Origin of the sequence: Enterobacter sp. 2VL, from assembly GCF_005503595.1 — a bacterium.
Taxonomy (GTDB): Bacteria; Pseudomonadota; Gammaproteobacteria; order Enterobacterales; family Enterobacteriaceae; genus Enterobacter; species Enterobacter cancerogenus.
In genome coordinates this window covers 98,190-121,960 of record NZ_SCNE01000011.1, presented here as the reverse complement: position 1 = coordinate 121,960, position 23,771 = coordinate 98,190, and the positions used below count along the sequence as shown (strand labels likewise).

The 23,771-nt window shown below is 56.9% G+C and carries 18 protein-coding genes and 1 riboswitch; of the genes, 5 read left to right on the top strand and 13 right to left on the bottom strand.

Features of this window, described 5'->3' with window-relative positions:
• Positions 1 to 267 precede the first annotated feature (267 nt).
• Together murI and btuB are read right to left on the bottom strand one after the other, a co-directional pair.
• Positions 268 to 1,119: a glutamate racemase gene (murI, locus tag FFS28_RS19855; protein WP_042322685.1), complete on the bottom strand. Its 852-nt coding sequence runs from the start codon at positions 1,117 to 1,119 to the stop codon at positions 268 to 270.
• Entirely contained in the window at positions 1,064 to 2,911 is a 1,848-nt protein-coding gene (gene btuB / locus FFS28_RS19850; protein WP_137903783.1) for a TonB-dependent vitamin B12 receptor BtuB, read from the bottom strand. Before btuB ends, murI begins: the two co-directional genes overlap by 56 nt.
• A 66-nt stretch (positions 2,912 to 2,977) precedes the next feature.
• Positions 2,978 to 3,153, bottom strand: a riboswitch (cobalamin riboswitch).
• Positions 3,154 to 3,257: 104 nt separating this feature from the next.
• On the opposite strand from btuB, the gene trmA reads away from it, so the two are divergent.
• Entirely contained in the window at positions 3,258 to 4,358 is a 1,101-nt protein-coding gene (gene trmA, locus FFS28_RS19845; RefSeq protein WP_137903782.1) for a tRNA (uridine(54)-C5)-methyltransferase TrmA, read from the top strand.
• A gap of 91 nt (positions 4,359 to 4,449) precedes the next feature.
• Here the strand turns inward: trmA and FFS28_RS19840 are convergent, their stop codons facing one another.
• Positions 4,450 to 4,809, bottom strand: coding sequence for a YijD family membrane protein (locus FFS28_RS19840; protein ID WP_006179198.1), 360 nt, complete (start codon positions 4,807 to 4,809; stop codon positions 4,450 to 4,452).
• Positions 4,809 to 5,453, bottom strand: coding sequence for an HTH-type transcriptional repressor FabR (fabR, locus tag FFS28_RS19835; protein WP_072208921.1), 645 nt, complete (start codon positions 5,451 to 5,453; stop codon positions 4,809 to 4,811). The genes FFS28_RS19840 and fabR overlap by 1 nt, the downstream gene beginning before the upstream one ends.
• Positions 5,454 to 5,649: 196 nt before the next feature.
• Between fabR and sthA the strand changes: the two genes are divergently transcribed.
• Positions 5,650 to 7,050 (top strand): Si-specific NAD(P)(+) transhydrogenase, encoded by a 1,401-nt coding sequence (sthA, locus tag FFS28_RS19830; RefSeq protein ID WP_058610674.1) that lies wholly within the window; start codon positions 5,650 to 5,652, stop codon positions 7,048 to 7,050.
• Here sthA and oxyR read toward each other — a convergent pair.
• The 4 genes from oxyR to argC all read right to left on the bottom strand — a co-directional run bounded on the left by oxyR (position 7,033) and on the right by argC (position 11,513).
• Positions 7,033 to 7,950: a DNA-binding transcriptional regulator OxyR gene (gene oxyR / locus FFS28_RS19825; protein WP_006179194.1), complete on the bottom strand. Its 918-nt coding sequence runs from the start codon at positions 7,948 to 7,950 to the stop codon at positions 7,033 to 7,035. The two genes, sthA and oxyR, sit on opposite strands and share 18 nt — an antisense overlap.
• A gap of 324 nt (positions 7,951 to 8,274) precedes the next feature.
• Complete coding sequence (gene argH / locus FFS28_RS19820) at positions 8,275 to 9,648, bottom strand: argininosuccinate lyase (protein WP_006179193.1); 1,374 nt, start codon at positions 9,646 to 9,648, stop codon at positions 8,275 to 8,277.
• Positions 9,649 to 9,725: 77 nt separating this feature from the next.
• Entirely contained in the window at positions 9,726 to 10,502 is a 777-nt protein-coding gene (argB, locus tag FFS28_RS19815) for an acetylglutamate kinase (RefSeq protein ID WP_006179192.1), read from the bottom strand.
• 6 nt (positions 10,503 to 10,508) lie between these two features.
• The gene (argC, locus tag FFS28_RS19810) at positions 10,509 to 11,513 is read right to left on the bottom strand and encodes an N-acetyl-gamma-glutamyl-phosphate reductase (RefSeq protein ID WP_088209382.1); all 1,005 of its coding nucleotides are present in this window, start codon (positions 11,511 to 11,513) and stop codon (positions 10,509 to 10,511) included.
• Between the two features lie 88 nt (positions 11,514 to 11,601).
• Here argC and argE point away from each other — a divergent pair, with 88 nt between their 5' ends.
• Together argE and ppc are read left to right on the top strand one after the other, a co-directional pair.
• On the top strand, positions 11,602 to 12,753 hold the full coding sequence (gene argE / locus FFS28_RS19805) for an acetylornithine deacetylase (RefSeq protein ID WP_058610676.1): 1,152 nt from the start codon (positions 11,602 to 11,604) through the stop codon (positions 12,751 to 12,753).
• A 271-nt stretch (positions 12,754 to 13,024) separates the two neighbouring features.
• Positions 13,025 to 15,676 (top strand): phosphoenolpyruvate carboxylase, encoded by a 2,652-nt coding sequence (gene ppc / locus FFS28_RS19800; protein WP_137903781.1) that lies wholly within the window; start codon positions 13,025 to 13,027, stop codon positions 15,674 to 15,676.
• 92 nt (positions 15,677 to 15,768) lie between these two features.
• On the opposite strand, the gene katG is transcribed toward ppc, so the two are convergent.
• The 4 genes from katG to metB all read right to left on the bottom strand — a co-directional run bounded on the left by katG (position 15,769) and on the right by metB (position 22,896).
• The gene (katG, locus tag FFS28_RS19795; protein ID WP_137903780.1) at positions 15,769 to 17,949 is read right to left on the bottom strand and encodes a catalase/peroxidase HPI; all 2,181 of its coding nucleotides are present in this window, start codon (positions 17,947 to 17,949) and stop codon (positions 15,769 to 15,771) included.
• A gap of 208 nt (positions 17,950 to 18,157) precedes the next feature.
• Entirely contained in the window at positions 18,158 to 19,048 is an 891-nt protein-coding gene (gene metF, locus FFS28_RS19790) for a methylenetetrahydrofolate reductase (RefSeq protein ID WP_006179187.1), read from the bottom strand.
• A gap of 252 nt (positions 19,049 to 19,300) precedes the next feature.
• Positions 19,301 to 21,733, bottom strand: coding sequence for a bifunctional aspartate kinase/homoserine dehydrogenase II (locus FFS28_RS19785; protein WP_137903779.1), 2,433 nt, complete (start codon positions 21,731 to 21,733; stop codon positions 19,301 to 19,303).
• A gap of 2 nt (positions 21,734 to 21,735) precedes the next feature.
• A complete protein-coding gene (metB, locus tag FFS28_RS19780) occupies positions 21,736 to 22,896 on the bottom strand; it encodes a cystathionine gamma-synthase (protein WP_101738493.1) in 1,161 nt (386 codons plus the stop codon).
• A gap of 275 nt (positions 22,897 to 23,171) precedes the next feature.
• Here metB and metJ point away from each other — a divergent pair, with 275 nt between their 5' ends.
• Positions 23,172 to 23,489 (top strand): met regulon transcriptional regulator MetJ, encoded by a 318-nt coding sequence (gene metJ, locus FFS28_RS19775; protein ID WP_006179183.1) that lies wholly within the window; start codon positions 23,172 to 23,174, stop codon positions 23,487 to 23,489.
• A 48-nt stretch (positions 23,490 to 23,537) separates the two neighbouring features.
• Here the strand turns inward: metJ and rpmE are convergent, their stop codons facing one another.
• Positions 23,538 to 23,750, bottom strand: a complete 213-nt coding sequence (gene rpmE / locus FFS28_RS19770) for a 50S ribosomal protein L31 (RefSeq protein ID WP_003862040.1) — start codon at positions 23,748 to 23,750, stop codon at positions 23,538 to 23,540.
• Between the last annotated feature and the right edge of the window lie 21 nt (positions 23,751 to 23,771).

Here is a 23,771-nt window from a genome sequence, read left to right as displayed (position 1 = left end):
ACAGATTGTCTGATAAATTGTTAAAGAGCAGTGCAACGCGGCTTTCGCTCACCGTTGCGAGGTCCCGTATAATACGTTTTCCTCATTCAGAGTCAAGCGTTTATTTTCGCTTTTCTCTGCCGGCGTTCATCGCTGAACCCCGCTAACCCGGCGGCCTGTAAGCCGTTGTTCCGTGTCAGTGGAGGCGCATTATAGGGAGTTCTCAGACGTTGACAACCCCTCTTTTAAAAAAAACGTTCAACCGTCTCTTTTTTGCTCAAAATGGGGTTACAACGGCAGTTTTTCGAGCGTTTCAAACCCATAACGCTGTAAAACGGGCAAAAGTTGCTCAGTATCGGGCGTTATCGCCAGGCAGAACGCAATATTTGGATCGGCTGATTTTGCATCCGGCGCCTCATGCTCAAGCAGCCAGGCCGTACGACGCGCAATAGCCGCACCGGAATCCACCAGGCGAGTCCCCTCTGGCAATACCGCCAGGAGTTCTTCCTGTAATAGAGGGAAGTGGGTGCAGCCGAGCACGACCGTATCCGGCGGTTCAGGCATACGCAGCCATGGACGAAGAATACGGCGCAGCTCGTCAAGCGAGACCGCTTCTCCGTGCAGCTTCGCTTCCGCCATCTCCACCAGCTCAGCCGAACCCAGCATCGCAATCTGGCATTCGTTGGCAAAGCGGTCGATAAGCTCGCGCGTATAAGGACGCTTCACCGTGCCACGCGTTGCCAGCAAACCGACCACGCCGTTCGCCGTCAGACGTGCAGCAGGTTTAATAGCAGGCACCACGCCTACAACCGGGAAGGGGAATTTCTCGCGCAATGCAGGGAGGGATACCGTACTGGCCGTATTACAGGCGATAACCGCCAGCGCCAGGGGGTAACGTTGTTGAACCGCAGTAACGATTTCAACCACACGCTCAACGATAAACGTTTCACTCTTCTCTCCATAGGGGAAGGCAACGTTATCGAAGGTGTAGATGTAATGGAGATCCGGCAGGAGCTGTCGGATCTCATCATAGACCGAAAGCCCACCGACGCCGGAATCAAACACCAGCACGGTGGGACGCGGATCAGAAGGTGTAGCTGCCAGACAAGGTGTATTCCCGTCCTGCAGTTTGGTAGCCATAAACTGTCTCGTAATCTTTATCGAACAGGTTGGCTATTTTACCACGAACTGTCAGGTGAGAGGTGACCGGATATGAAACGGCGACATCCCACAGGCTTACGCCGCCCATTTTCACTTTCTGTGACGGATAGGAACCAAAATCGGTATCGTAACGCGTACCCAGGTAGTGATAAGTCAGGCTCCAGTCGAAATCATAGATCTGCGTGTCTAGCTGGTACTTCACTTGCTGCTTAGCGCGACGATCCAGCAGCGCGTTAGTTGCCGCATTGCGGGCATCAACATAATCATAACCGACGCTATGCGTAACAGGGCCTGTATCGAACGACGCCGTCGCTTCGACACCTTTTATACGTGCCTTGCCGACGTTGTAATACTCCTGAAGATTGTTATTGAAATCGATCAGGTTATCAACGTCGTTACGATAGGCTGAAACACGCCAGCTTACGCCCGACGTTAACCCTTCAAACGCACCTTCCCACTGCTTGCTCTCTTCCGGGTCGAGACGATCGTTGCCATAGAAACCATAAAGCTGGCCAAGGTTCGGGGCTTTATAGGCCGTACCATAAGAGGCAATGAAGCGGTAACCGTCAACGAATTCCCAGGCTGCACTGCTCTGCCAGGTACCATGGCGACCAAACTGAGAGTTGTCGTCGCTACGCGCGGCCCCTTCCAGGGTGACGTCACCAAACTTCTGTAAACCGGTCAGGTACACGCCAGTGTTACGCAGATCGTAACTCTCGGTCACATAGTTGGTACCGGGTTCGGTGCTCTGCTTCTGCCAGTCGATACCCGCGCCAATGTTGCCATGCCCGACATCAACAGAGTTGGTCCACTGAACATTGTACTGCTTGATTTCATCCAGGGTCGCCGTGGAGTCATAGCGTCCGAGATGCGGATCGTAGTTGTAATCTTTGCTGTGACTGTAGCTGGAGAGCAGTTGCGAATGGAAGATGTCCTCGTTAAAGCGCAGCCCGGCATCCCAGGTCTGACTGTATAACTGGCGAGTATCCACCAACACATCAGGCGTAAATGTGCTGTAATAGCCGTCATAAGCAGTACGGTTGCTGTAGCCATAACCGCGAACAAAACCGCTCCACTGGTCAGAGAAAGCATGCTCCAGGGCACCGTAGATCGTCTTATTCATGTAGCCGTCGCGATCGGTCTGGGCAAGACCGCCGTTATTACCGTCGGCGACAACGTCAAAACCTTTGGTATAGGTATAATCACCCGCCAGCGTCACACGCGTGCTGTCACCCAACGTTTGCTGGGTACTGCCACCATAATTCTGGTAGCCATGTGACCCTACGCCAGCGTTCAGCGTTGTACCGTCCTTCGCGCGCGTTGTGATGATGTTCACTACGCCCCCAATTGCATCAGAGCCATATACCGCAGAACGTGGCCCACGGATATATTCGATGCGTTGTACCAGGGCGATCGGGAACTGGCTGAGGTCGGACGAACCGGTTACGCCCGCCTGGTTAAGACGGATCCCGTCAACGAGTATCAGGACGTGGCTGGAGTTAGTGCCACGAATAAAGAGTGAAGAGAGCTGCCCCATCCCACCGCTTTGTGCGGTATCCACGCCAGGTAAACGGCGCATAACATCCAGAACCGTTGTTGACTGCCAGCGATCAATATCCGCCCGCGTCACTACCGAGGTCGGAGCTAATACGGTATTTACAGGTTGTTCAAAACGATTTGCTGTCACCACCAACGAGTCAGCGCTATCCTGCGCCCAGCCCGAAAATGCCGTGACGGACAGCGCCGTCAACAGCGATACTTTTTTAATCATTGTTAAAGCATCCACAATATAAGAAGGATGCCGCAGGCCTCATCTATAGCACGCGATGATGAAACCAAGTGCGACGTGATCCCGGCAGGTCTTCGGGCTGGGTGGCGTTATACGGATGAAGACTTCCCATTTTCACAGTGTCTACAACATTCATCCCGCCAGTCCTTACCGCTGCGCGTCAGCTCCAGATTTTCACTGGATTCCCTTTTCACTCTCAGGAGACCGGAAACAGAATGCTACAATTAGACACGTATAGATGTCCAGACAGCTATTGGCCATAAATTCTGGACATCCCCTGAACAATGCCTACAATCCCCGCGTAATTCTTTATCACTCAGGACGCATCATGACCCCCGAACACCTCCCGACAGAACAATACGACGCGCAGCTGGCCGAGAAAGTCGTCCGCCTGCAAAGTATGATGACGCCGTTCAACGCGCCCGTTCCCGAGGTGTTCCGTTCGCCGGTCAGCCACTACCGCATGCGCGCCGAGTTCCGCATCTGGCATGACGGCGATGACCTGTACCACATCATTTTCGATCAGCAGACGAAATCCCGTATCCGCGTAAACAGTTTTCCGGCGGCAAGTGAGCTTATTAACCAGCTGATGACGCTGATGATGGATGGCGTGCGCAATAATCCGGTGCTGCGCCACAAGCTGTTCCAGATTGATTACCTGACCACGCAAAGCAATCAGGCCATTGTGTCTCTGCTGTATCACAAAGCGCTGACCGACGAGTGGCGCGAGCAGGCCGAAGCGCTGCGTGACGCGCTGCGCGCACAGAACCTCAACGTTCATCTGATTGGCCGCGCGACCAAAACAAAAATCATGCTCGACCAGGATTACATCGACGAGCGTCTGCCAGTCGCGGGAAAAGAGATGATTTACCGCCAGGTGGAGAACAGCTTTACCCAGCCGAACGCTGCAATGAATGTGCAAATGCTGGAGTGGGCGCTTAATGCCACGAAAGGCTCAACGGGCGATCTGCTTGAGCTGTACTGCGGGAACGGCAACTTCTCGCTGGCGCTGGCGCGTAACTTCGTGCGCGTGCTGGCAACGGAAATCGCCAAACCGTCCGTCGCGGCGGCGCAGTACAACATTGCCGCTAACCATATCGATAATGTGCAAATTATTCGTATGGCGGCAGAAGAGTTCACCCAGGCGATGAACGGCGTGCGTGAGTTTAACCGCCTGCAGGGCATCGACCTGAAAAGCTACCAGTGTGAGACGATTTTTGTCGATCCACCGCGCAGTGGCCTGGACAGCGAAACCGAAAAGATGGTGCAGGCGTACCCGCGGATTTTGTACATCTCCTGCAACCCGGAGACGCTGTGCAAGAACCTGGAAACCTTAAGCCAGACGCACAACGTTGAACGGCTGGCGCTGTTCGATCAGTTCCCGTACACGCACCATATGGAGTGCGGCGTGTTGCTCACCGCAAAATAATCGGCTTTACGTAGGGCAGGTAAGCGAAGCGCTACCTGCCAATAAATGCCGGATGGCGCTTCGCTTATCCGGCCTGCAACGACAAACCCCTTTACTCCGGCAACCGGCTCTTACGGTTGCGCATGCGCGAACCAATCCAGAAGACCAGCACCACGGACAACACCGCCGGCAGGAAGTTGGAACCGATATCCGGGTATTCCGCACGAACCACGGTACTAAACAGCAACACGCCCAGTATAAAGCAGGCGGCCGCCAGCCCCGGTAAGCCGACGGGCATAGTGCGGTTCAGATAGCGTTGATGCAGGCAGTAAACCGTCAGCACCAGCGAAATAATCGGGAAAATCGAGAACGGAACGATGGAGCTAAAAATAGCCGCAAACGTGCCGTTAATGGATAAGCCAGCGATCAATGCCAGCAACAGCGTTCCTTTATCCTGACCTGACTGTTTCATTACTCACCTTCGTCGGTTTGATGTGCCAACTTTTCTTGTTCACGGCGATACCAGTAGTACGCGCCTTTGGAAATCATCCTGAGCTGCAATACCAGTCGCTCTTCGAGTTGCTTGCGTTGTTCAATACCCACATCCAGCGCTTCGGCACCGGCACTGAAGACTATCGTCACCATCGCTTCGGCCTGCGCTTCGGTGAACGCACGCGGCATATGGTTTTCGATTTCAAGATAGTCGGCAAGTTCCGCGATAAAATGTTGAATTTCACGCGCCACGGCGGCACGAAACGCGGCCGATGTTCCGGAACGTTCACGTAACAGCAGACGAAACGCGTTCGGGTTATTGCCAATAAACTCCATAAAGGTCGAGACGGAGGTGCGGATCACGCTGCCGCCTTTCGCGATACGCTGACGCGCCTGGCGCATCAGCTGGCGCAGCATCAGGCCGCTCTCATCGACCATGGTCAGGCCCAGTTCATCCACATCACGAAAGTGACGATAGAAGGACGTTGGCGCAATCCCGGCCTCACGGGCGACTTCGCGCAGGCTCAAACTGGCAAAACTCCGCTCAGCACTCAGTTGACTGAATGCGGCTTCCACCAGCGAACGCCGGGTTTTCTCTTTTTGTTGTGCTCTAACGCCCATCACAATAGTTGAATCCTTCCAAAGGCCTGATGGCACTATACCAGAGAATAAAATTAATCTGTTTGTGCAGCTTTGTGAATGATTGTTTACGTGCGGTTTGTGCTTCATTGACTGAAAAAAGCACAACGATAATTGGGTTACTCTGGCAATGATGTTATGATTCTGTTGCTTTTATGTATAAGAACAGGTAAGCCTTGCCATGCCACATTCCTACGATTACGACGCAATAGTTATTGGTTCCGGCCCCGGCGGCGAAGGTGCTGCTATGGGTCTGGTAAAACAGGGAGCCAGAGTAGCGGTCATTGAGCGCTACCATAATGTCGGCGGCGGTTGCACCCACTGGGGCACCATCCCTTCAAAAGCCCTCCGCCATGCCGTTAGCCGCATTATCGAATTTAACCAGAACCCTCTTTACAGCGACCATTCCCGACTTCTTCGTTCCTCTTTTGCCGACATCCTGAATCACGCTGATACCGTTATTAACCAGCAAACGCGGATGCGCCAGGGGTTCTACGAGCGTAACCACTGCGAGATCTTGCAGGGCAACGCCCATTTCGTGGATGACCACACGCTGGCGCTGGAGTGCCACGACGGAACGGTTGAAACCATCACCGCCGAGAAGTTTGTTATCGCCTGCGGTTCACGCCCGTACCATCCGGCGGACGTAGACTTTACGCATCCGCGCATCTACGACAGCGACTCCATCCTCAGCCTGCACCACGAGCCGCGCCACGTAATTATCTACGGCGCGGGCGTCATCGGCTGCGAATATGCGTCGATCTTCCGCGGCATGGAGGTCAAAGTTGACCTGATCAACACCCGCGACCGTCTGCTGGCGTTTCTCGATCAGGAGATGTCAGACTCCCTCTCCTACCACTTCTGGAACAGTGGCGTCGTGATCCGTCACAACGAGGAGTACGAGAAGATTGAAGGCTGCGACGACGGTGTAATCATGCACCTGAAGTCCGGTAAGAAGCTGAAAGCGGATTGCCTGCTGTACGCCAACGGCCGCACCGGTAATACCGATTCGCTGGCGCTGGAAAACCTCGGCCTTGAAACCGACAGCCGTGGCCAACTGAAGGTCAACAGCATGTACCAGACCGCGCTGCCGCACGTTTATGCTGTCGGCGACGTGATTGGTTACCCGAGCCTGGCCTCAGCCGCGTACGATCAGGGCCGTATTGCCGCACAGGCGCTGGTGAAAGGTGAAGCGACGGCGCACCTGATCGAAGATATTCCGACGGGTATCTACACCATCCCGGAGATCAGTTCTGTGGGGAAAACCGAGCAGCAGCTGACGGCCATGAAGGTGCCTTACGAGGTCGGTCGTGCCCAGTTTAAACACCTGGCACGGGCGCAAATCGTGGGCATGAGCGTGGGTACGCTGAAGATTTTGTTCCATCGCGAGACGAAAGAGATCCTCGGTATTCACTGCTTTGGTGAACGCGCCGCGGAAATCATTCATATCGGCCAGGCAATCATGGAGCAAAAAGGCGGTGGCAACACCATCGAGTACTTCGTTAACACCACCTTTAACTACCCGACGATGGCGGAAGCCTATCGGGTCGCTGCGCTGAACGGCTTAAACCGCCTGTTTTAACGTGCTGTCAAAGTGGCCATCCATGGAACTGCGGATGGCCTCTGCCAGCTGCTCATAGCGGCTGCGCAGCGGTGAGCCTGGGCGATAAACCAGACCAATGGTGCGTCGCGGCTCTGGCTTAATGCACGGCAGATAGACCACGCCGTCACGCTTGCGCTCGCGCGGCACGGCCAGTGCAGGCAACAGCGTAATGCCGCTTCCCGCCGCCACCATGTTACGCAGCGTTTCCAGGCTGGTAGCGCGGAAGTGGGTATCTTCATCCGCACCCGCTTCAAAGCAGAATCCCATCGCCTGATCGCGCAGGCAGTGTCCATCTTCCAGCATCAGCAGCTTTTCACCGGCCAGATCGGCCATCGGCACGCGATCGCGGTTCGCCCACGGGTGATCTTCATAGATCGCCAGCATCATCGGCTCATCGAACAGCGGCACTTCGATAAAGGCTTCACTCTCTTTGACCAGCGCCAGGATCGCGCAGTCGAGCTTGCCGCTATCGAGCTGCGCCAGCAGCTGATGGGTTTGCGCTTCGTGGAGATACATTTCGAGTTTGGGGAACGTCTGATGCAGCATGGGAATAATCTGCGGCAACAGGTACGGGCCAACGGTTGGGATCAGGCCAATATGCAGCGGGCCGGACATCGTCTCCCCCTGCTGGCTTGCCATTTCCTTGAGCACTTTGACCTCGCGCAGCACGGTGCGCGCCTGATCCACCAGCAGAAGACCGGCCTGGGTGAACAGTACCTTACGGCTGGTGCGCTCAAGCAGCATCACGCCCAGCTCATCCTCCAGCTTGCGGATCTGACCGCTCAGCGTGGGCTGGCTGACGTGGCAGGAATCTGCCGCGCGGCGAAAATGACGATGCTCGGCTAACGCTACCAGGTATTCAAGATCACGAATATTCATTATTCATCCTCCGTCGCCACGATAGTTCATGGCGATAGATAGCATAGCAACGAACGATTATCCCTATCAAGCATTCTGTTGAATAATACACCACAGAGACGAGGCGGTACGTGTTTGACCCTTGACGTCCCCGCCCGTCAGCGAGTTTCTCTCAAAACTCGAAAAAATAAAGCCAACGTGAACTTTTGCGGACCCCGTGGTCCGCATTTTTTTACGTAAAAAGCCCGGAGATAAAAGCAAAATGGCAACCGAAGTTGCCATTTTTAGTGTTTGCTCCCTCTCCCCGTGGGAGAGGGCCGGGGTGAGGGCACCAGCCCGCCCCCATCAAACCAGGCGGTTTTTCGCATCCGCAATCGCCTGTGCCACCTGCTTCGGCGACACACCACCTTTAGCCGCACGCTTATCCAGGCACGACTGCAGCGCCAGAATCGGGTAAACATCCTCCCCGATCACCGCACTGAATTTCTGCAGGTCAGCCAGGGGCAGATCCTCCAGCGGTTTCCCCTGACGGATCGCTTCGACCACCGCTTCACCCACAATATGGTGCGCTTCACGGAACGGTACGCCTTTCGCTACCAGGTAATCCGCCAGCTCGGTCGAGTTGGCATAACCCTGCTGGGCCGCTTCCTGACAACGCGGACGTTTCACCTGAATGCCGTCCAGCACCAGCGCGCCCATGTGCAGGCAATCCAGCCAGGTGTCGAGCGCGTCGAACAGCCCTTCTTTGTCTTCCTGCATATCTTTGTTGTACGCCAGCGGCAGCCCTTTCAGGGTCATCATCATGCCGGTCAGCGCGCCCTGCACGCGGCCGCACTTGCCGCGGATCAGCTCCAGCGCATCCGGGTTTTTCTTCTGCGGCATCAGGGAAGAGCCGGAGGTCACGCGGTCAGACAGCTCAACGAAACCGGCTTCACCGGAGTTGAAGAAGATCAGGTCTTCGGCAAAGCGCGAGAGATGCACCATTCCGATGGATGCGTTAGACAGCAGCTCCAGCACATGGTCACGGTCAGAGACGCTGTCCAGGCTGTTACGGGTGGCGGAGGCAAAGCCCAGCCAGCCTGCCAGCTGCTCCCGGTCGATTTCATACGCCGTTCCCGCCAGCGCCCCGCAGCCCAGCGGGCTGACGTCCAGACGCTTCAGGGTATCCTGCAGACGGCTTTCGTCACGCGCCAGCATCTCCACATAGGCCAGACACCAGTGAGCAAAGGTCACCGGCTGCGCGCGCTGCAGGTGGGTATAACCCGGCATCACCGCGTCCTGGTTGTTCTGCGCGGTCTCCACCAGCGCGCTCTGCAATTGACGGTTGGCCGCCAGCAGCTCGGCCACGGTATCTTTACACCACAGCTTGAGATCGGTCGCTACCTGGTCGTTACGGCTACGCCCGGTGTGCAGCTTTTTACCCAGCTGGCCGACTTTGTCGATCAGCTTGCCTTCCACCCAGCTGTGAATGTCTTCGGCATCGCTCTGGAGAATTTGCGCCGGATCCAGACGCACCTCTTCCAGCAGGTTGTTCAGCGCCTCTTCCAGTTGCAGCTGTTCGTCTGCGGTCAGCACGCCAACGGTGACCAACGCTTTGGACCAGGCCACAGAGCCGACAATATCCTGTTCAGCCAGGCGATAGTCGAAACGCAACGAGTCGTTAAACTGTTTGAACCGCTGATCCGCTGCCTGTGTAAAACGCCCACCCCAAAGTGCCATAACATGCTTCCTTTATATCTTTGAATTTCATTGCCCGGTGGCGCTACGCTTACCGGGCCTGCAAAACTGTAAATTGATTACGCCAGAATACGCGTGCCAATTGGCGTGCCGTTAAACAGCGCCGGCAGCTGTTCCGCGTGACGCCAGGAGGCGATATCCACCGGGCGGCCCAGCGTGCGGGCGGCATCCAGCGCCGCGTTCACTTTGACGATCATGCCGTCGGTAATAATGCCCTGGTCGATGAGCTGCTCGGCTTTCGCCGCCGTCATCTCCGCAATGCGCTGGCCTTTGCCGTCCAGAATACCGCTCACGTCGGAGAGCAGGATCAGGTCTGCGCCAAGCGTAGCCGCCAGCGCCGTCGCCGCCTGGTCAGCGTTGACGTTCATCAGCTCGCCCTCTTCGGTCACGCCGATAGAGCTGACGACCGGCAGGAACCCGCCGTCCAGCAGAGTGTTAATCAGCTTAGGCGAACCCGGCTGCGCCAGTCCAACGTGGCCGAGCGCTTCGTCGAGCTGGGTCACTTTTACGCTGTCGCCGTCGCCCAGATAAAGGCCCACGGAAGCAATGTGATGCTTCTTCGCCCACGCCAGCAGCGTCTTGTTCGCCGTTCCCGCCAGCGCACCGGTAATGATGTCAATCTGGTCGGCAGGCGTGACGCGCAGGCCGTTTTTCTTGGTCACCGGCAGGTTAAGCCCTTTCATCAGCTCATCCACCACGCAGCCGCCGCCGTGGACGATGACCAGCGGGCGCTGGTGCGACTCACGATAGTTCACCAGTGCGGTAAAAAGACGCTCCAGCGCTTCTTCGCTGTCCAGCAGCACGCCGCCGAGTTTGATAATTAATGGGTTCATCATCACACCTTAAATAAGAGACTGCGCTTCAGGGAAGCCGAAACGAATATTGGCGCACTGCATGGCCTGAGCGGCAGCGCCTTTCAGCAGGTTATCTTCGGCCGCCACCACAATCAGGTGCTCGCCCTGCACGGCAAAGCCGATATCGCAGAACGGCAGACCGACCACGTTTTTCAGCGCCGGGACGCCTTTGTTATACAGACGCACCAGCGGTTTATCCGCATATGCCTGGGTAAAGGCCTCGCTTACCTGGTCTTGAGTAACGCCCGGCTTCAGGCGGCAGGTAATGGTTTCGAGGATCCCGCGCGGGAAGTTACCCAGATGCGGTGTAAAGATGACGTCCGCGCCCAGATGGGTCGTGATTTCAGGATGATGGCGGTGGTTAAACACGCCGTACGGTTGAAGGCTCACTTCACAGAAGCTATTGGACATTGCGGCCTTGCGGCCCGCACCGCTTACGCCGCTGGTGGCGTTGATCACCGGCCACTGGTTGAGATCCAGCAGGCCCGCATCGATCAGTGGCTTCAGGGAGAGCTGCGCCGCCGTCGGGTAGCAGCCCGGCACGGCGATCAGGTTCGCCTCTTTCAGCCGGTCCGCATTCCACTCCGCCAGGCCGTACACCGCCTGTTCAAGCAGTGCCGGGTGCTGATGAGTGAAACCGTAGTATTTTTCATAGAACGCGGCGTCGTTCACGCGGAATGCACCGGAGAGGTCGAACACCACGCAGCCCGCCGCCAGAAACTGCGGTGCCAGGTCGTGGCTGACCTCGTGCGCGGTGGCTAAAAACACCACGTCCACGCCGTCGGTGAACGCGCTGATATCAGACATTGGCTGCAAAGGCAGATCGACAATACCCCGGAGCTGCGGATGCAATTCAGAGATTAACTTTCCTGCATCATTGCTTTGCGCTGACACGGTCAAAGCGGTTATGGTCATATGAGGATGGCGATTCACGTAGCTTACAAGCTCTGCGCCCGCATAACCGCTAGCGCCTACAATCAGCGTATTCAACATCGGGTTCCTTTATGCTCAACGTTAATGTATTTTTATTCACATTTATTGCATGAATATTGATACTATCACGACCTAAGGTGTGTCAACAATGAAAATGAACTTACCGCCATTTATCGAGATTTACCGCGCCCTGATTGCCACACCGTCCATCAGCGCAACCGAAGAAGCGCTGGATCAGAGCAATGAGTCTTTAATCAATCTGCTGGCGGGCTGGTTTAGCGATTTGGGCTTTAACGTTGAGGTTCAGCCCGTCCCCGGCACGCGCCATAAATTTAACCTGCTCGCCAGTACCGGAACCGGTGCGGGCGGCCTGCTGCTAGCCGGCCACACCGATACCGTGCCGTTTGACGATGGCCGCTGGACGCGCGACCCGTTCACCCTGACCGAACACGACAACAAGCTGTACGGTCTGGGCACCGCCGATATGAAAGGCTTCTTCGCCTTTATCCTCGACGCGCTGCGTGACGTCGACGTGACAACGCTGAAAAAGCCGCTCTACATACTGGCGACCGCCGATGAAGAGACCAGCATGGCGGGGGCACGCTACTTCTCGGAAAACACGGCCATTCGCCCGGACTGCGCGATCATCGGTGAACCCACGTCGTTGCAACCGATTCGCGCCCATAAAGGCCATATTTCAACGGCGGTGCGCGTACTGGGTCAGTCCGGCCACTCCAGCGATCCGGCGCGCGGCGTGAACGCCATTGAGCTGATGCACGACGCCATTGGCCGCATCATGACCCTGCGTGACGATCTTAAAGAGCGCTATCACTACGAAGCCTTCACCGTACCTTACCCGACGCTGAACCTCGGCAGCCTGCACGGCGGTGACGCCTCAAACCGCATCTGCGCCTGCTGCGAACTGCACATGGATATCCGTCCGCTGCCGGGCATGACGCTGAGCGATCTCGACGGCCTGCTGAATGAAGCACTGGCCCCGGTAAGCGAGCGCTGGCCGGGCCGTCTGACGGTCTCAGAGCTGCATCCGCCAATCCCGGGCTACGAATGTCCGCCGGATCACCAGCTGGTCCAGGTGGTGGAAAAGCTGCTCGGTGAGAAAACCGATGTGGTGAACTACTGCACCGAAGCGCCGTTTATTCAGACCCTGTGCCCAACGCTGGTGCTTGGCCCGGGTTCAATCAACCAGGCCCACCAGCCGGATGAGTACCTGGAAACCCGCTTTATCAAGCCTACCCGCGAGCTGATCACCCAGGTTGTGCATCACTTCTGCTGGCATTAAAACTGACCATCGCTATCCCCTCTCCCGGTGGGAGAGGGTTAGGGTGAGAGGGAAAATTCCCGCGATCCGCATCACATTCTCATAAGCATCTCTTATCTGACGCGAAGCGAATTAAATTTCGTAAATTACCCGCATTTATTCGTTTGCTGAACCGTTTTCGCAGCAATTGACGACGGGGGTTTTACGTGGCTTTATAAGAGGAGATGACAAAATAATGTCCACCCGATTTTCGACTGGGCATAAACAAAAATGATGGGGTGACTGGGTTTTTATGAACGAACAATATTCCGCGTTGCGTAGTAATGTCAGTATGCTCGGCAAAGTGCTTGGAGATACCATCAAAGACGCGTTAGGTGAGAACATTCTCGACCGCGTTGAAACCATCCGCAAGCTGTCCAAATCTTCCCGTGCAGGTAACGAGGCTCACCGTCAGGAGCTGCTCACGACCTTGCAGAATCTCTCCAACGATGAGCTGCTGCCTGTTGCACGCGCGTTCAGCCAGTTCCTGAATCTGGCCAACACCGCCGAGCAATATCACAGCATTTCGCCCAACGGCGAAGCGGCCAGCAACCCGGAAGTCATTGCCCGCACGCTTCGTAAACTGAAAGACCAGCCCGATCTCAACGAAGACATCATTAAAAAAGCGGTGGAGTCCCTTTCGCTTGAGCTGGTACTGACCGCTCACCCTACGGAAATCACCCGTCGTACGCTGATCCACAAAATGGTGGAAGTGAACAGCTGCCTTAAGCAGCTGGATAACAAAGACATTGCCGATTACGAGCGTAACCAGCTGATGCGCCGCCTGCGCCAGCTGATTGCCCAGTCGTGGCACACCGATGAAATTCGTAAGCACCGCCCAAGCCCGGTCGACGAAGCCAAATGGGGCTTTGCGGTGGTGGAAAACAGCCTGTGGGAAGGGGTACCGAACTACCTGCGCGAGCTGAACGAACAGCTGGAAGAGAACCTTGGCTACCGCCTGCCGGTCGATTTTGTTCCGGTGCGCTTCACCTCCTGGATGGGCGGTGACCGCGACGGCAACCCGAACGTCACGGCGGAAATCACCCGCCACGTGCTGCTGCTGAGCCGCTGGAAAGCCACCGATCTGTTCCTGAAGGATATTCAGGTACTTATCTCCGAGCTGTCGATGGTGGAAGCCACGCCGGAGCTGCGCGCGCTGGCTGGCGAAGAAGGCGCCAGCGAGCCGTATCGTTATCTGATGAAAAAACTGCGCGGTCAACTGATGGCCACTCAGGCCTGGCTGGAAGCGCGTCTGAAAGGCCAGCGCCTGCCTAAACCGGAAGGTCTGCTCAGCCAGAACGAGCAGCTCTGGGAGCCGCTGTACGCCTGTTACCAGTCGCTGCAGGCCTGTGGCATGGGCATCATCGCCAACGGCGAACTGCTCGACACCCTCAGGCGCGTGAAGTGCTTCGGCGTGCCGCTGGTGCGTATCGACGTGCGTCAGGAAAGCACTCGCCATACCGAAGCGCTGGGCGAACTGACCCGCTATCTCGGCATCGGCGACTATGAAAGCTGGTCAGAAGCCGACAAACAGGCATTCCTGATCCGCGAACTGAACTCCAAGCGCCCGCTGCTGCCGCGCAGCTGGGAGCCAAGCAACGACACCCGCGAGGTGCTCAATACCTGTAAAGCGATCGTCGATGCGCCGAAAGGATCGGTGGCCGCCTACGTGATCTCAATGGCAAAAACCCCGTCCGACGTGCTGGGTGTTCACCTGCTGCTTAAAGAGGCCGGTATCGACTATGCTCTGCCGGTTGCACCGCTGTTTGAAACCCTCGATGACCTGAACAACGCCAACGACGTGATGACCCAGCTGCTGAACATCGACTGGTATCGCGGCTTCATCCAGGGCAAACAGATGGTGATGATTGGCTATTCCGACTCCGCAAAAGACGCGGGCGTGATGGCGGCGTCATGGGCACAGTACCAGGCACAGGATGCGCTGATCAAAACCTGCGAGAAAGCGGGCATTGAACTGACGCTGTTCCACGGTCGCGGTGGGTCTATCGGACGTGGCGGCGCCCCTGCGCACGCGGCGCTGCTCTCCCAGCCGCCGGGCAGCCTGAAAGGCGGCCTGCGCGTAACCGAACAGGGCGAGATGATCCGCTTCAAATACGGCCTGCCGGAAGTGACCATCAGCAGCCTGTCGCTCTACACCAGCGCGATTCTGGAAGCGAACCTGCTGCCACCGCCGGAGCCGAAAGCCTCCTGGTGCCACATCATGGACGAGCTGTCGGATACCTCCTGCGATCTGTACCGCGGCTACGTGCGTGAGAACAAAGATTTCGTGCCTTACTTCCGTTCCGCCACGCCTGAGCAGGAGCTGGGCAAGCTGCCGCTGGGATCGCGTCCGGCCAAACGTCGCCCGACCGGTGGCGTCGAGTCGCTGCGTGCCATTCCGTGGATCTTCGCCTGGACGCAAAACCGCCTGATGCTGCCAGCCTGGCTGGGTGCCGGTGCGGCGCTGCAGAAAGTGGTGGAAGACGGTAAGCAGAGCGAGCTGGAAAGCATGTGCCGCGACTGGCCGTTCTTCTCAACCCGTCTGGGCATGCTGGAGATGGTCTTCTCGAAAGCCGACCTGTGGCTGGCGGAATACTACGATCAGCGCCTGGTGAAACCAGAGCTTTGGACGCTGGGGAAAGAGCTGCGTGAGCTGCTGGAAGGCGACATCAAAGTGGTTCTGGATATCGCTAACGACTCGCACCTGATGGAAGATCTGCCGTGGATTGCCGAGTCTATCCAGCTGCGTAATGTCTACACCGATCCGCTGAACGTACTGCAGGCCGAACTGCTGCACCGTTCCCGTCTCGCCGAAGAGGAAGGCAAAGAGCCGGACCCTCGCGTCGAGCAGGCGCTGATGGTGACGATTGCAGGCGTTGCGGCAGGTATGCGTAACACGGGTTAATCGCGGTTCTAACACGGGCGGCTTTCGCACGTTGCTTTCAAACAATGACAAAAATCCCCGCCGAAGCGGGGATTTTTTACCCGATGTACGGGTTACTTCACGTCAAAACGGTCCAAATCCATCACTCGTGCCCAGGCTGCCACGAAGTCGCGGACAAACTTCTCGCTGGCATCGCTGCTGGCGTAAACCTCGGCCAGCGCACGAAGCACGGCGTTCGAACCGAATACCAGGTCGGCGCGCGTTGCGGTGTACTTCACTTCACCGCTGGTACGATCGCTCCCGGCAAACAGCTCGTTCGACTCGTCGGTCGCCTTCCACTGGGTATTCATATCCAGCAGATTGACGAAGAAGTCATTGCTCAGCACGCCTTCGCGGTTGGTGAACACGCCGTTCTTGCTGCCATCAAAGTTCGCCCCCAGCACGCGCAGGCCGCCGATCAGTACCGTCAGTTCCGGTGCGGTCAACGTCAGCTGCTGGGCTTTATCAATCAGCAATGACTCGGTTGTGGACACATCCACCTGCGCACGGTAGTTACGGAAGCCATCGGCAATCGGCTCGAGCAGGTTAAACATCTCGATATCCGTCTGGTCCTGACGCGCATCCACACGGCCCGGCGTAAACGGCACGGTGACATAGACACCTGCGGCTTTCGCCGCCTGCTCAACGCCGACCACGCCCGCCAGCACGATGATATCCGCCAGCGACGCCTTGTTGGTGGTACGCTGAATGGCTTCCAGCGCCGGTAACGCACGCACGGCAGCGGCGTTAACATCCCAGTCGCGCTGAGGAGCCAGCGCCAGACGTGCGCCGTTGGCACCGCCACGCTTATCGCCACCGCGGAAGGTCGATGCAGACGCCCAGGCCACAGAGACCAGTTCGCTCACGGACAAGCCAGAGGCCACGATTTCCGCCTTCAGGCTTTCAATGTCTTCCGGGGTAGGATTGAACACCGGCTGCGGCAGCGGATCTTGCCAGATCAGATCTTCTTTCGGCACTTCCGGACCAATGTAACGCGATTTTGGTCCCATATCGCGGTGGGTCAGTTTGAACCACGCACGGGCGAAGGCTTCGTTGAAAGCCTGTGGATCGTTCAGGAAGCGACGCGAAATTTTTTCGAATTCCGGGTCGAAACGCAGCGTCAGGTCGGTGACCAGCATGGTTGGCTTACGTTTTTTCGACGGGTCGAATGGGTCCGGCATGATGTCCGGTGCATCCACGGCTTCAAACTGAATAGCGCCAGCCGGGCTGCGGGTCTGCACCCATTCGTATTTAAACAGGTTCTCGAAGAAGTAGTTGCTCCACTGGGTCGGTGTTTGTGACCAGATAACTTCCAGACCGGAGGTAATAGCGTCTGCGCCAATCCCGGTACCGTGCGTGCTGGTCCAGCCCAGGCCCTGCGCTTCAATCGGAGAGGCTTCCGGATCGGTCCCGACGTGCGTGGCTTCGCCCGCGCCGTGGGTTTTACCCAGGGTGTGACCACCGGCAATCAGTGCGACGGTCTCTTCGTCGTTCATGCCCATGTTACCGAACGTCGCGCGGATGGCAGCGGCGGCAGACAGCGGATCGCCGCTGGCATTTGGCCCTTCCGGGTTCACGTAAATCAGGCCCATTTCGGTGGCGGCCAGCGGACGTTTTGCCAGCGCTTCCGGATCGCGGTGTTTCAGCCAGGTCGTTTCATCGCCCCAGTTGACGTCTAAATCCGGTTCCCAGACGTCTTCACGACCTGCACCAAACCCGAAGGTGCGGAAGCCGGAATTTTCCAGCGCCACGTTACCCGCGAGGATAAACAGGTCGGCCCAGGAGATTTTTTGTCCGTATTTTTGCTTAACAGGCCACAGTAAACGACGGGCTTTATCCAGGCTCACGTTATCAGGCCAGGAGTTCAGCGGCGCAAAGCGCTGTTGCCCGCGCCCTGCCCCTCCGCGCCCATCAACGGAACGGTAAGTGCCCGCACCGTGCCAGGCCATACGAATAAACAGGCCCGCATAGCTGCCCCAGTCGGCAGGCCACCACGGTTGTGAGTCGGTCAAAAGGGCTTTGAGATCGCCTTTCAGGGCGGAGTAGTCAAGCTTGCTGAATTCTTTGCGGTAGTCGAAGTCTTCACCCAAGGGGTTAGAACGGCTGGAATGTTGATTAAGAAGGTCAATGCGGAGTTGTTTAGGCCACCACTCTTTACTGCTGGTACCCGCCCCCGCGCTATGATCGACGCCACCCTGATGGAACGGGCATTTGCCGATCGAAGCCATTTTATTGGTCTCGTCTGACGTGCTCATCGTTGTACTCCCTTTGCTGTGTTACCGTTACGATATACGCCTTAATCGATAAGGTATAGTTGGGATAATCCACAGATTCGATAGTTAATTCCGTTTAATTTCCAGTAGAAAATATGTGACTATAGAGCGTCAAAACCAGCATCGTCGAAACAACAGAGAAATAAAACCCTTAGAAATCAAAAAACCCTCCGAAGAGGGCTTTTATTTGTTACAAACCGGGTCTGACGCCAAGGGTGTGACATATCGCATAGCTCATCTCCGCGCGGTTCAGCGTATAGAAGTGGAAATCTTTCACCCCTTCGCGGCTTAAAATCTTCACCATGTCCATCGCGATATTGGCCCCCACCAGCTTGCGGGTTTCCGGGTCATCGTCCAGCCCTTCGTACATTTTTGACATCCACAGCGGGATGCGCACGTTGGTCATGTCGGCAAATTTCTTCGCCTGTTTGAAGTTGGATACCGGCAGGATGCCTGGAATAATTTCAACGTCGATGCCCGCAGAGACGCAGCGGTCGCGAAAGCGCAGATAGCTTTCCACGTCGAAGAAAAATTGCGTGATGGCGCGGTTAGCACCGGCCTCGACTTTGCGCCTCAGGTTGAGCAGATCCGCCTGGGCGCTTTTTGCCTCCGGATGCACTTCCGGGTAGGCGGCGACGGAAATATCAAAATCCGCCACGTCTTTCAGCAGCGCGACCAGGTCAGTGGCGTACATGTCCGGCTTACCGCTCCCCGGCGGCAAATCCCCGCGCAGCGCAACGATATGGCGAATGCCGTTGTTCCAGTAATCCTGGGCAATTGTCCGCAGTTCGTCAGGCGTAGCGTCGATGCAGGTCAGGTGCGGCGCAGCTTCCAGACCGGTACGATCTTTAATACCTTTAATAATGCTGTGCGTACGGTCACGCTCACCGGAATTTGCGCCATAGGTGACGGAGACAAACTTCGGCTTCAGGCTGCTCAGGCGATCGATAGAGCTCCAGAGGGTTTGCTCCATTTCACTGGTGCGCGGCGGGAAAAATTCAAAAGAGACGTTAATCTGGCCATTTACTTCGGCCAGGCTCTGATTCAGGGCTTCCCGCTGGTTGGCGTGAAAAAAGCTCATACCTTACCTCATCAATCGCGTGTCGTTATGTGTTGTGTTGTGAACTTCTATACGTTTAGACGTCCAGATGTAAAAATGACGGAAAAGCGGAGTGGCGTCAACAGAAATAATCAACATTAACGGTGAGGAATGCTCAGGGGGAGTTGAGGGGAGTTCATGATGGGTTTGGGTGTCCCCTAACCCCGGCGAGGGGGAAAAACAGCACCGAGCCGTCCCCTCTCCCCTGCGGGGAGAGGGTTAGGGTGAGGGGGGTTACAGCAGCTTAGCCAGACGGTTGATGTCCGACTGGATCGCCCCGGCGGTCACATCACGCCCTGCGCCCGGACCACGGATCACCAGCGGGTTATCGCGGTACCAGCGGCTTTCGATGGCGAAGACGTTATCGCACGGCAGCAGCGCCGCCAGCGGGTGTTCAGGACGAACCGCCTCCACACCCACGCGCGCTTTGCCGTTCGCCTCGAAGCGTGCCACGTAGCGCAGCACCAGCCCCATCTCGTTTGCCGCTTCCAGACGCTGCACCATCTGCTCGTTCAGCTCGTCGCCATTTTCGAAGAAGTGATCGACCGACCCTTCCTCGCAGCCAGAAGGCACCAGCGACTCGACGCGGACCGCGTCCGGCTCGATGTCATAGCCCGCCTCGCGCGCCAGAATAACCAGCTTACGCATCACGTCTTTTCCGGCGAGGTCAACGCGCGGGTCAGGCTCGGTTAACCCCTGCTGCCACGCCTGATCCACCAGGTCGGTGAACGGTACGGTGCCGTCAAACTGCAGGAACAGCCACGAGAGCGTGCCGGAGAAGATGCCGCTGATCGCCAGGATACTGTCGCCGCTGTCAATCAGATCACGCACGGTGTGGTTGACCGGCAGGCCCGCGCCGACCGTGGCGTTATACAGCCAGTGGCGACCCGTTTTCTCGAACGCATCGTGGATCTGGCGATACTTATCGGTGCTGCTCGCCCCAGCCAGTTTGTTGGCGCTGATGACGTGGAACCCGTGGCTGGCGAAATCCAGATACTGATCGGCAAGCTGTTCGCTGGCGGTCACGTCCAGCACCACCAGGTCGTCATACGGGTGCGCGCGCATCCACAGGAACAGCGACTCTTCGTCCTGTTCGACCGCTTCATCGTTAAAGAAAGCCAGCGCGCGGCTGGCGTCCAGCCCGTCGTAATTCAGCAGGCTGCGGCGGCTGTCCACCACGCCTGCGAGAATAAATTCGAATCCGGTACGCGCCGAGAGCGTGACCTGCTCGCGCGCGAACAGCTCCAGCCAGCGTGAACCGATATTGCCTTTCCCGAACAGCACCAGCCCAATGCGTTTTTCCGCACGGAACAGTGAGGTATGCAGCCCCTGGATCAGGCTTTCGGTCGGCCCTTTACGCAGCACGGCCACCAGGCTGATGCCCTCTTCCGACTGCCAGGTAAATTCCACCGGCTGGCCCTTAAGCTGCTGCCAGAAACGATGACAATGCAGCGGGTTACGGGTGACGCCCGCCCCGACCATCGCCACCAGCGCCAGCCCCTGACGCAGACGAAGCTCGCCCGGCAGGCCCGCTTCATCCAGAATTTTCAGCGCGCTGTCCGCCACTTCAGCGGTATAGCAGAACTGCAGCAGCTGGCGGTCGTTATGCACGCCCACGGCCAGCGGACGAACCTGCGCACGCTTGAGGATCAGGTCGATGTCCTTTTGCGCCAGTTTGAAATCCTGGCCCGCAGGCACCTGGAACTCAATCAGGCAGATGTCGTCATGGCTGGTGACAATACGTGCCCCGGTACCCGAGGCCAGCACGCGTTCAATGCGCGTAGAGCCTTGTTCAGGGGTATAGCTACAGCGCAGTTGCAGGTCGATATCGCTGCCGGACACCGGCTGCAGCGTACGGGCGTGCAGAACCGGCGCTGCCAGACGCGCCAGTTCGCTGGCCTCGTCCAGACGCAGCAGCGGCAGCAGGCAGGCATCTTTCACCTTACGCGGGTCCGCACTGTAAACACCGGCCACGTCGCTCCAGATGGTGACGCGGGAAACGCCCGCCAGCGCGCCGATTTGCGTCGCTGAATAGTCAGAGCCGTTACGCCCCAGCAGCACGGTTTCGCCCGCGCTGCTGCGGCTGATAAAGCCTGTCACCACAATACGTTTGCCCGGATGCTGCACCAGCAGCTGTTGCAGCAGCGGATAAGATAACCCTTCGTCTACCTGCGGCTGCGCGGCGCGCTCGGCACGCAGGAAATCACGCGCATCAAGCCAGGCCGCGTCCACGCCAAGGTGTTGCAGCACGGCGGCCATCAGGCGGGCGGACCACACTTCACCGTGCCCCACCACTTCGGCATACACTGCATCGGTAATGCCGCTGTCGAGCAGGGCGGCCATACGTTCAAGGTCGTGCGTGAACGCGCTAATCAGCCCGTCCGCCACGTCCGCTGGCAACAAACCGGCAATCAGCTCGCTCTGATAGCGGCGTAAAGACTGTTGAACCTGATGCGCAGAAAGGCGATCGGTCTGGCTCAGCTTAAGCCAGCTAATCAGCTGGTTGGTGGTGCTGCCCGCCGCGGAGACAACCATCATGTCGCCCGGCTGTGAATACTCGGTCATGATCCCTGCGACACGCAGGTAACACTTCACATCAGCAAGACTACTACCACCAAACTTGTGCAGTTGACGACCCTTCGCCCCTGCCTGCGCTATCACACTCATGATTACCCCTTGGCTGCGACCCGGAAGCCATTTTCCAGATCGGCAATTAAATCTTCAGAATCTTCAATACCGGTTGAGATACGCAGCAGCGTCTCAGAAATACCGGCGGCGGCACGGGCTTCCGGTGCCATACCTGCGTGCGTCATGGTCGCGGCGTGGGAGATCAAGCTTTCAACCCCACCTAAGGATTCCGCCAGCGTAAACAATGACAGCCCGCTCAGGAAGCGACGCAGCGTTTGCTCGTCGCCGTCCAGTTCAAAACTTAACATCGCGCCAAACCCTTTCTGCTGGCGCACGGCAATCTCGTGGCCCTGATTTTCCGGCAGCGACGGGTGATACAGTTTCTTCACCAGCGGCTGTGTTTGCAGGAAATCCACGATCGCCTGGGCGTTACGCTGCGCCACCTCCATGCGTGGGGACAGCGTGCGAATGCCGCGTAACAGCAGGTAGCTGTCGAAGGCACCCGCGGTGACGCCAATATTATTGGCCCACCATGCCAGTTCAGTGACAACGTCGGGATCTTTTGCAATCACCACGCCCGCCACCACGTCAGAATGGCCGTTCAGATATTTAGTGCATGAATGCAATACCAGATCTGCACCCAGTGCCAGCGGGTTCTGAAGGGCCGGACTGAGGAACGTATTATCCACTACACTTATCGCTCCCGCATCCCTTGCGAGCTGACAAATTTTCGCAATATCGACAACGCGCAGCAATGGATTGCTTGGACTTTCCACCAGCACCAGCTTCGGCTGCTCTGCAAGCGCCTGTTTTAGCGCCTGTTCGTCGTTTTGATCGACAAACAGCACGCGGTAGCAGCCGCGTTTTGCCAGGCTGTCAAACAGACGATAGCTGCCGCCGTAGCAGTCGTGCGGCGCAACCAGAAGGTCGCCAGGTTTCAGGAAGACGGTGGTCACCAGGTGGATCGCCGACATGCCGGTATTGGTCAGTACCGCCCCTGCGCCACCTTCCAGTTCCGCCAGCGCGCGCTGGGTAACATCGCGCGTCGGGTTGCCGCGACGCGAGTAGTCATGCGCGCGGGGTTCATTAAATCCGGTGAAATTATACGTACTGGAGAGGTGAATAGGCGGGACAACACAGCCGTACTGCTCGTCATCATTCAATCCGCTACGCACTGCGATGGTGGCCTGTTTACGCGTCATGGTGAAGGCTTCCTGGCTAATTAGGTGAAAAGTCAGGCACCAGAGTAAACATTGAAAGTATGGACGTCAATACATCTGGACATCTAAACTTCTTTGCGTATAGATTGAGCAATGCGCAAATAGCCGTTAAAATTATATGCTTTAGTGCACGCTGCAGCGGCAATATCCGTGCCACGGTATCGTCTCTACGGTAAACTACACAAGATTCCGGTTCAGAACCGTCAGTTACGGTTTTGCACCTTTAGATTAATGACTGAGAGGATTAAAGGTATCTCATGGCTGAATGGAGCGGCGAATATATCAGCCCATACGCTGAGCACGGTAAGAAGAGTGAGCAAGTAAAGAAAATTACGGTTTCCATTCCTCTGAAAGTGTTGAAGATCCTCACCGATGAACGTACGCGTCGTCAGGTGAACAACCTGCGTCACGCGACGAACAGCGAGCTGCTGTGCGAAGCATTCCTGCACGCGTTTACCGGCCAACCGTTGCCAAACGACGACGATCTGCGCAAAGAGCGTAGTGATGAAATTCCGGAAGAGGCGAAGGTGATCATGCGTGAACTGGGTATCGACCCGGATACGTGGGAATACTGATTAGCGGATACAAAAAAGGCACCTTGCGGTGCCTTTTTTTCGGGAAACTTACTTAGCGCCCGGGATGCTGAAACGCTTGTTGAAGCGGTCAACACGGCCACCGGTTGCAACATCACGCTGCTTACCAGTGTAGAACGGGTGGCATTTGCCGCACACGTCCAGGTTCAGATCGTGGCCCACGGTAGAGCGGATCTGGATAGAGTTACCGCAAGAACAGTTTGCAGTAATCATTTCGTATTTCGGGTGAATATCTTTTTTCATGGGAGAACCTCAGTTAAGGCC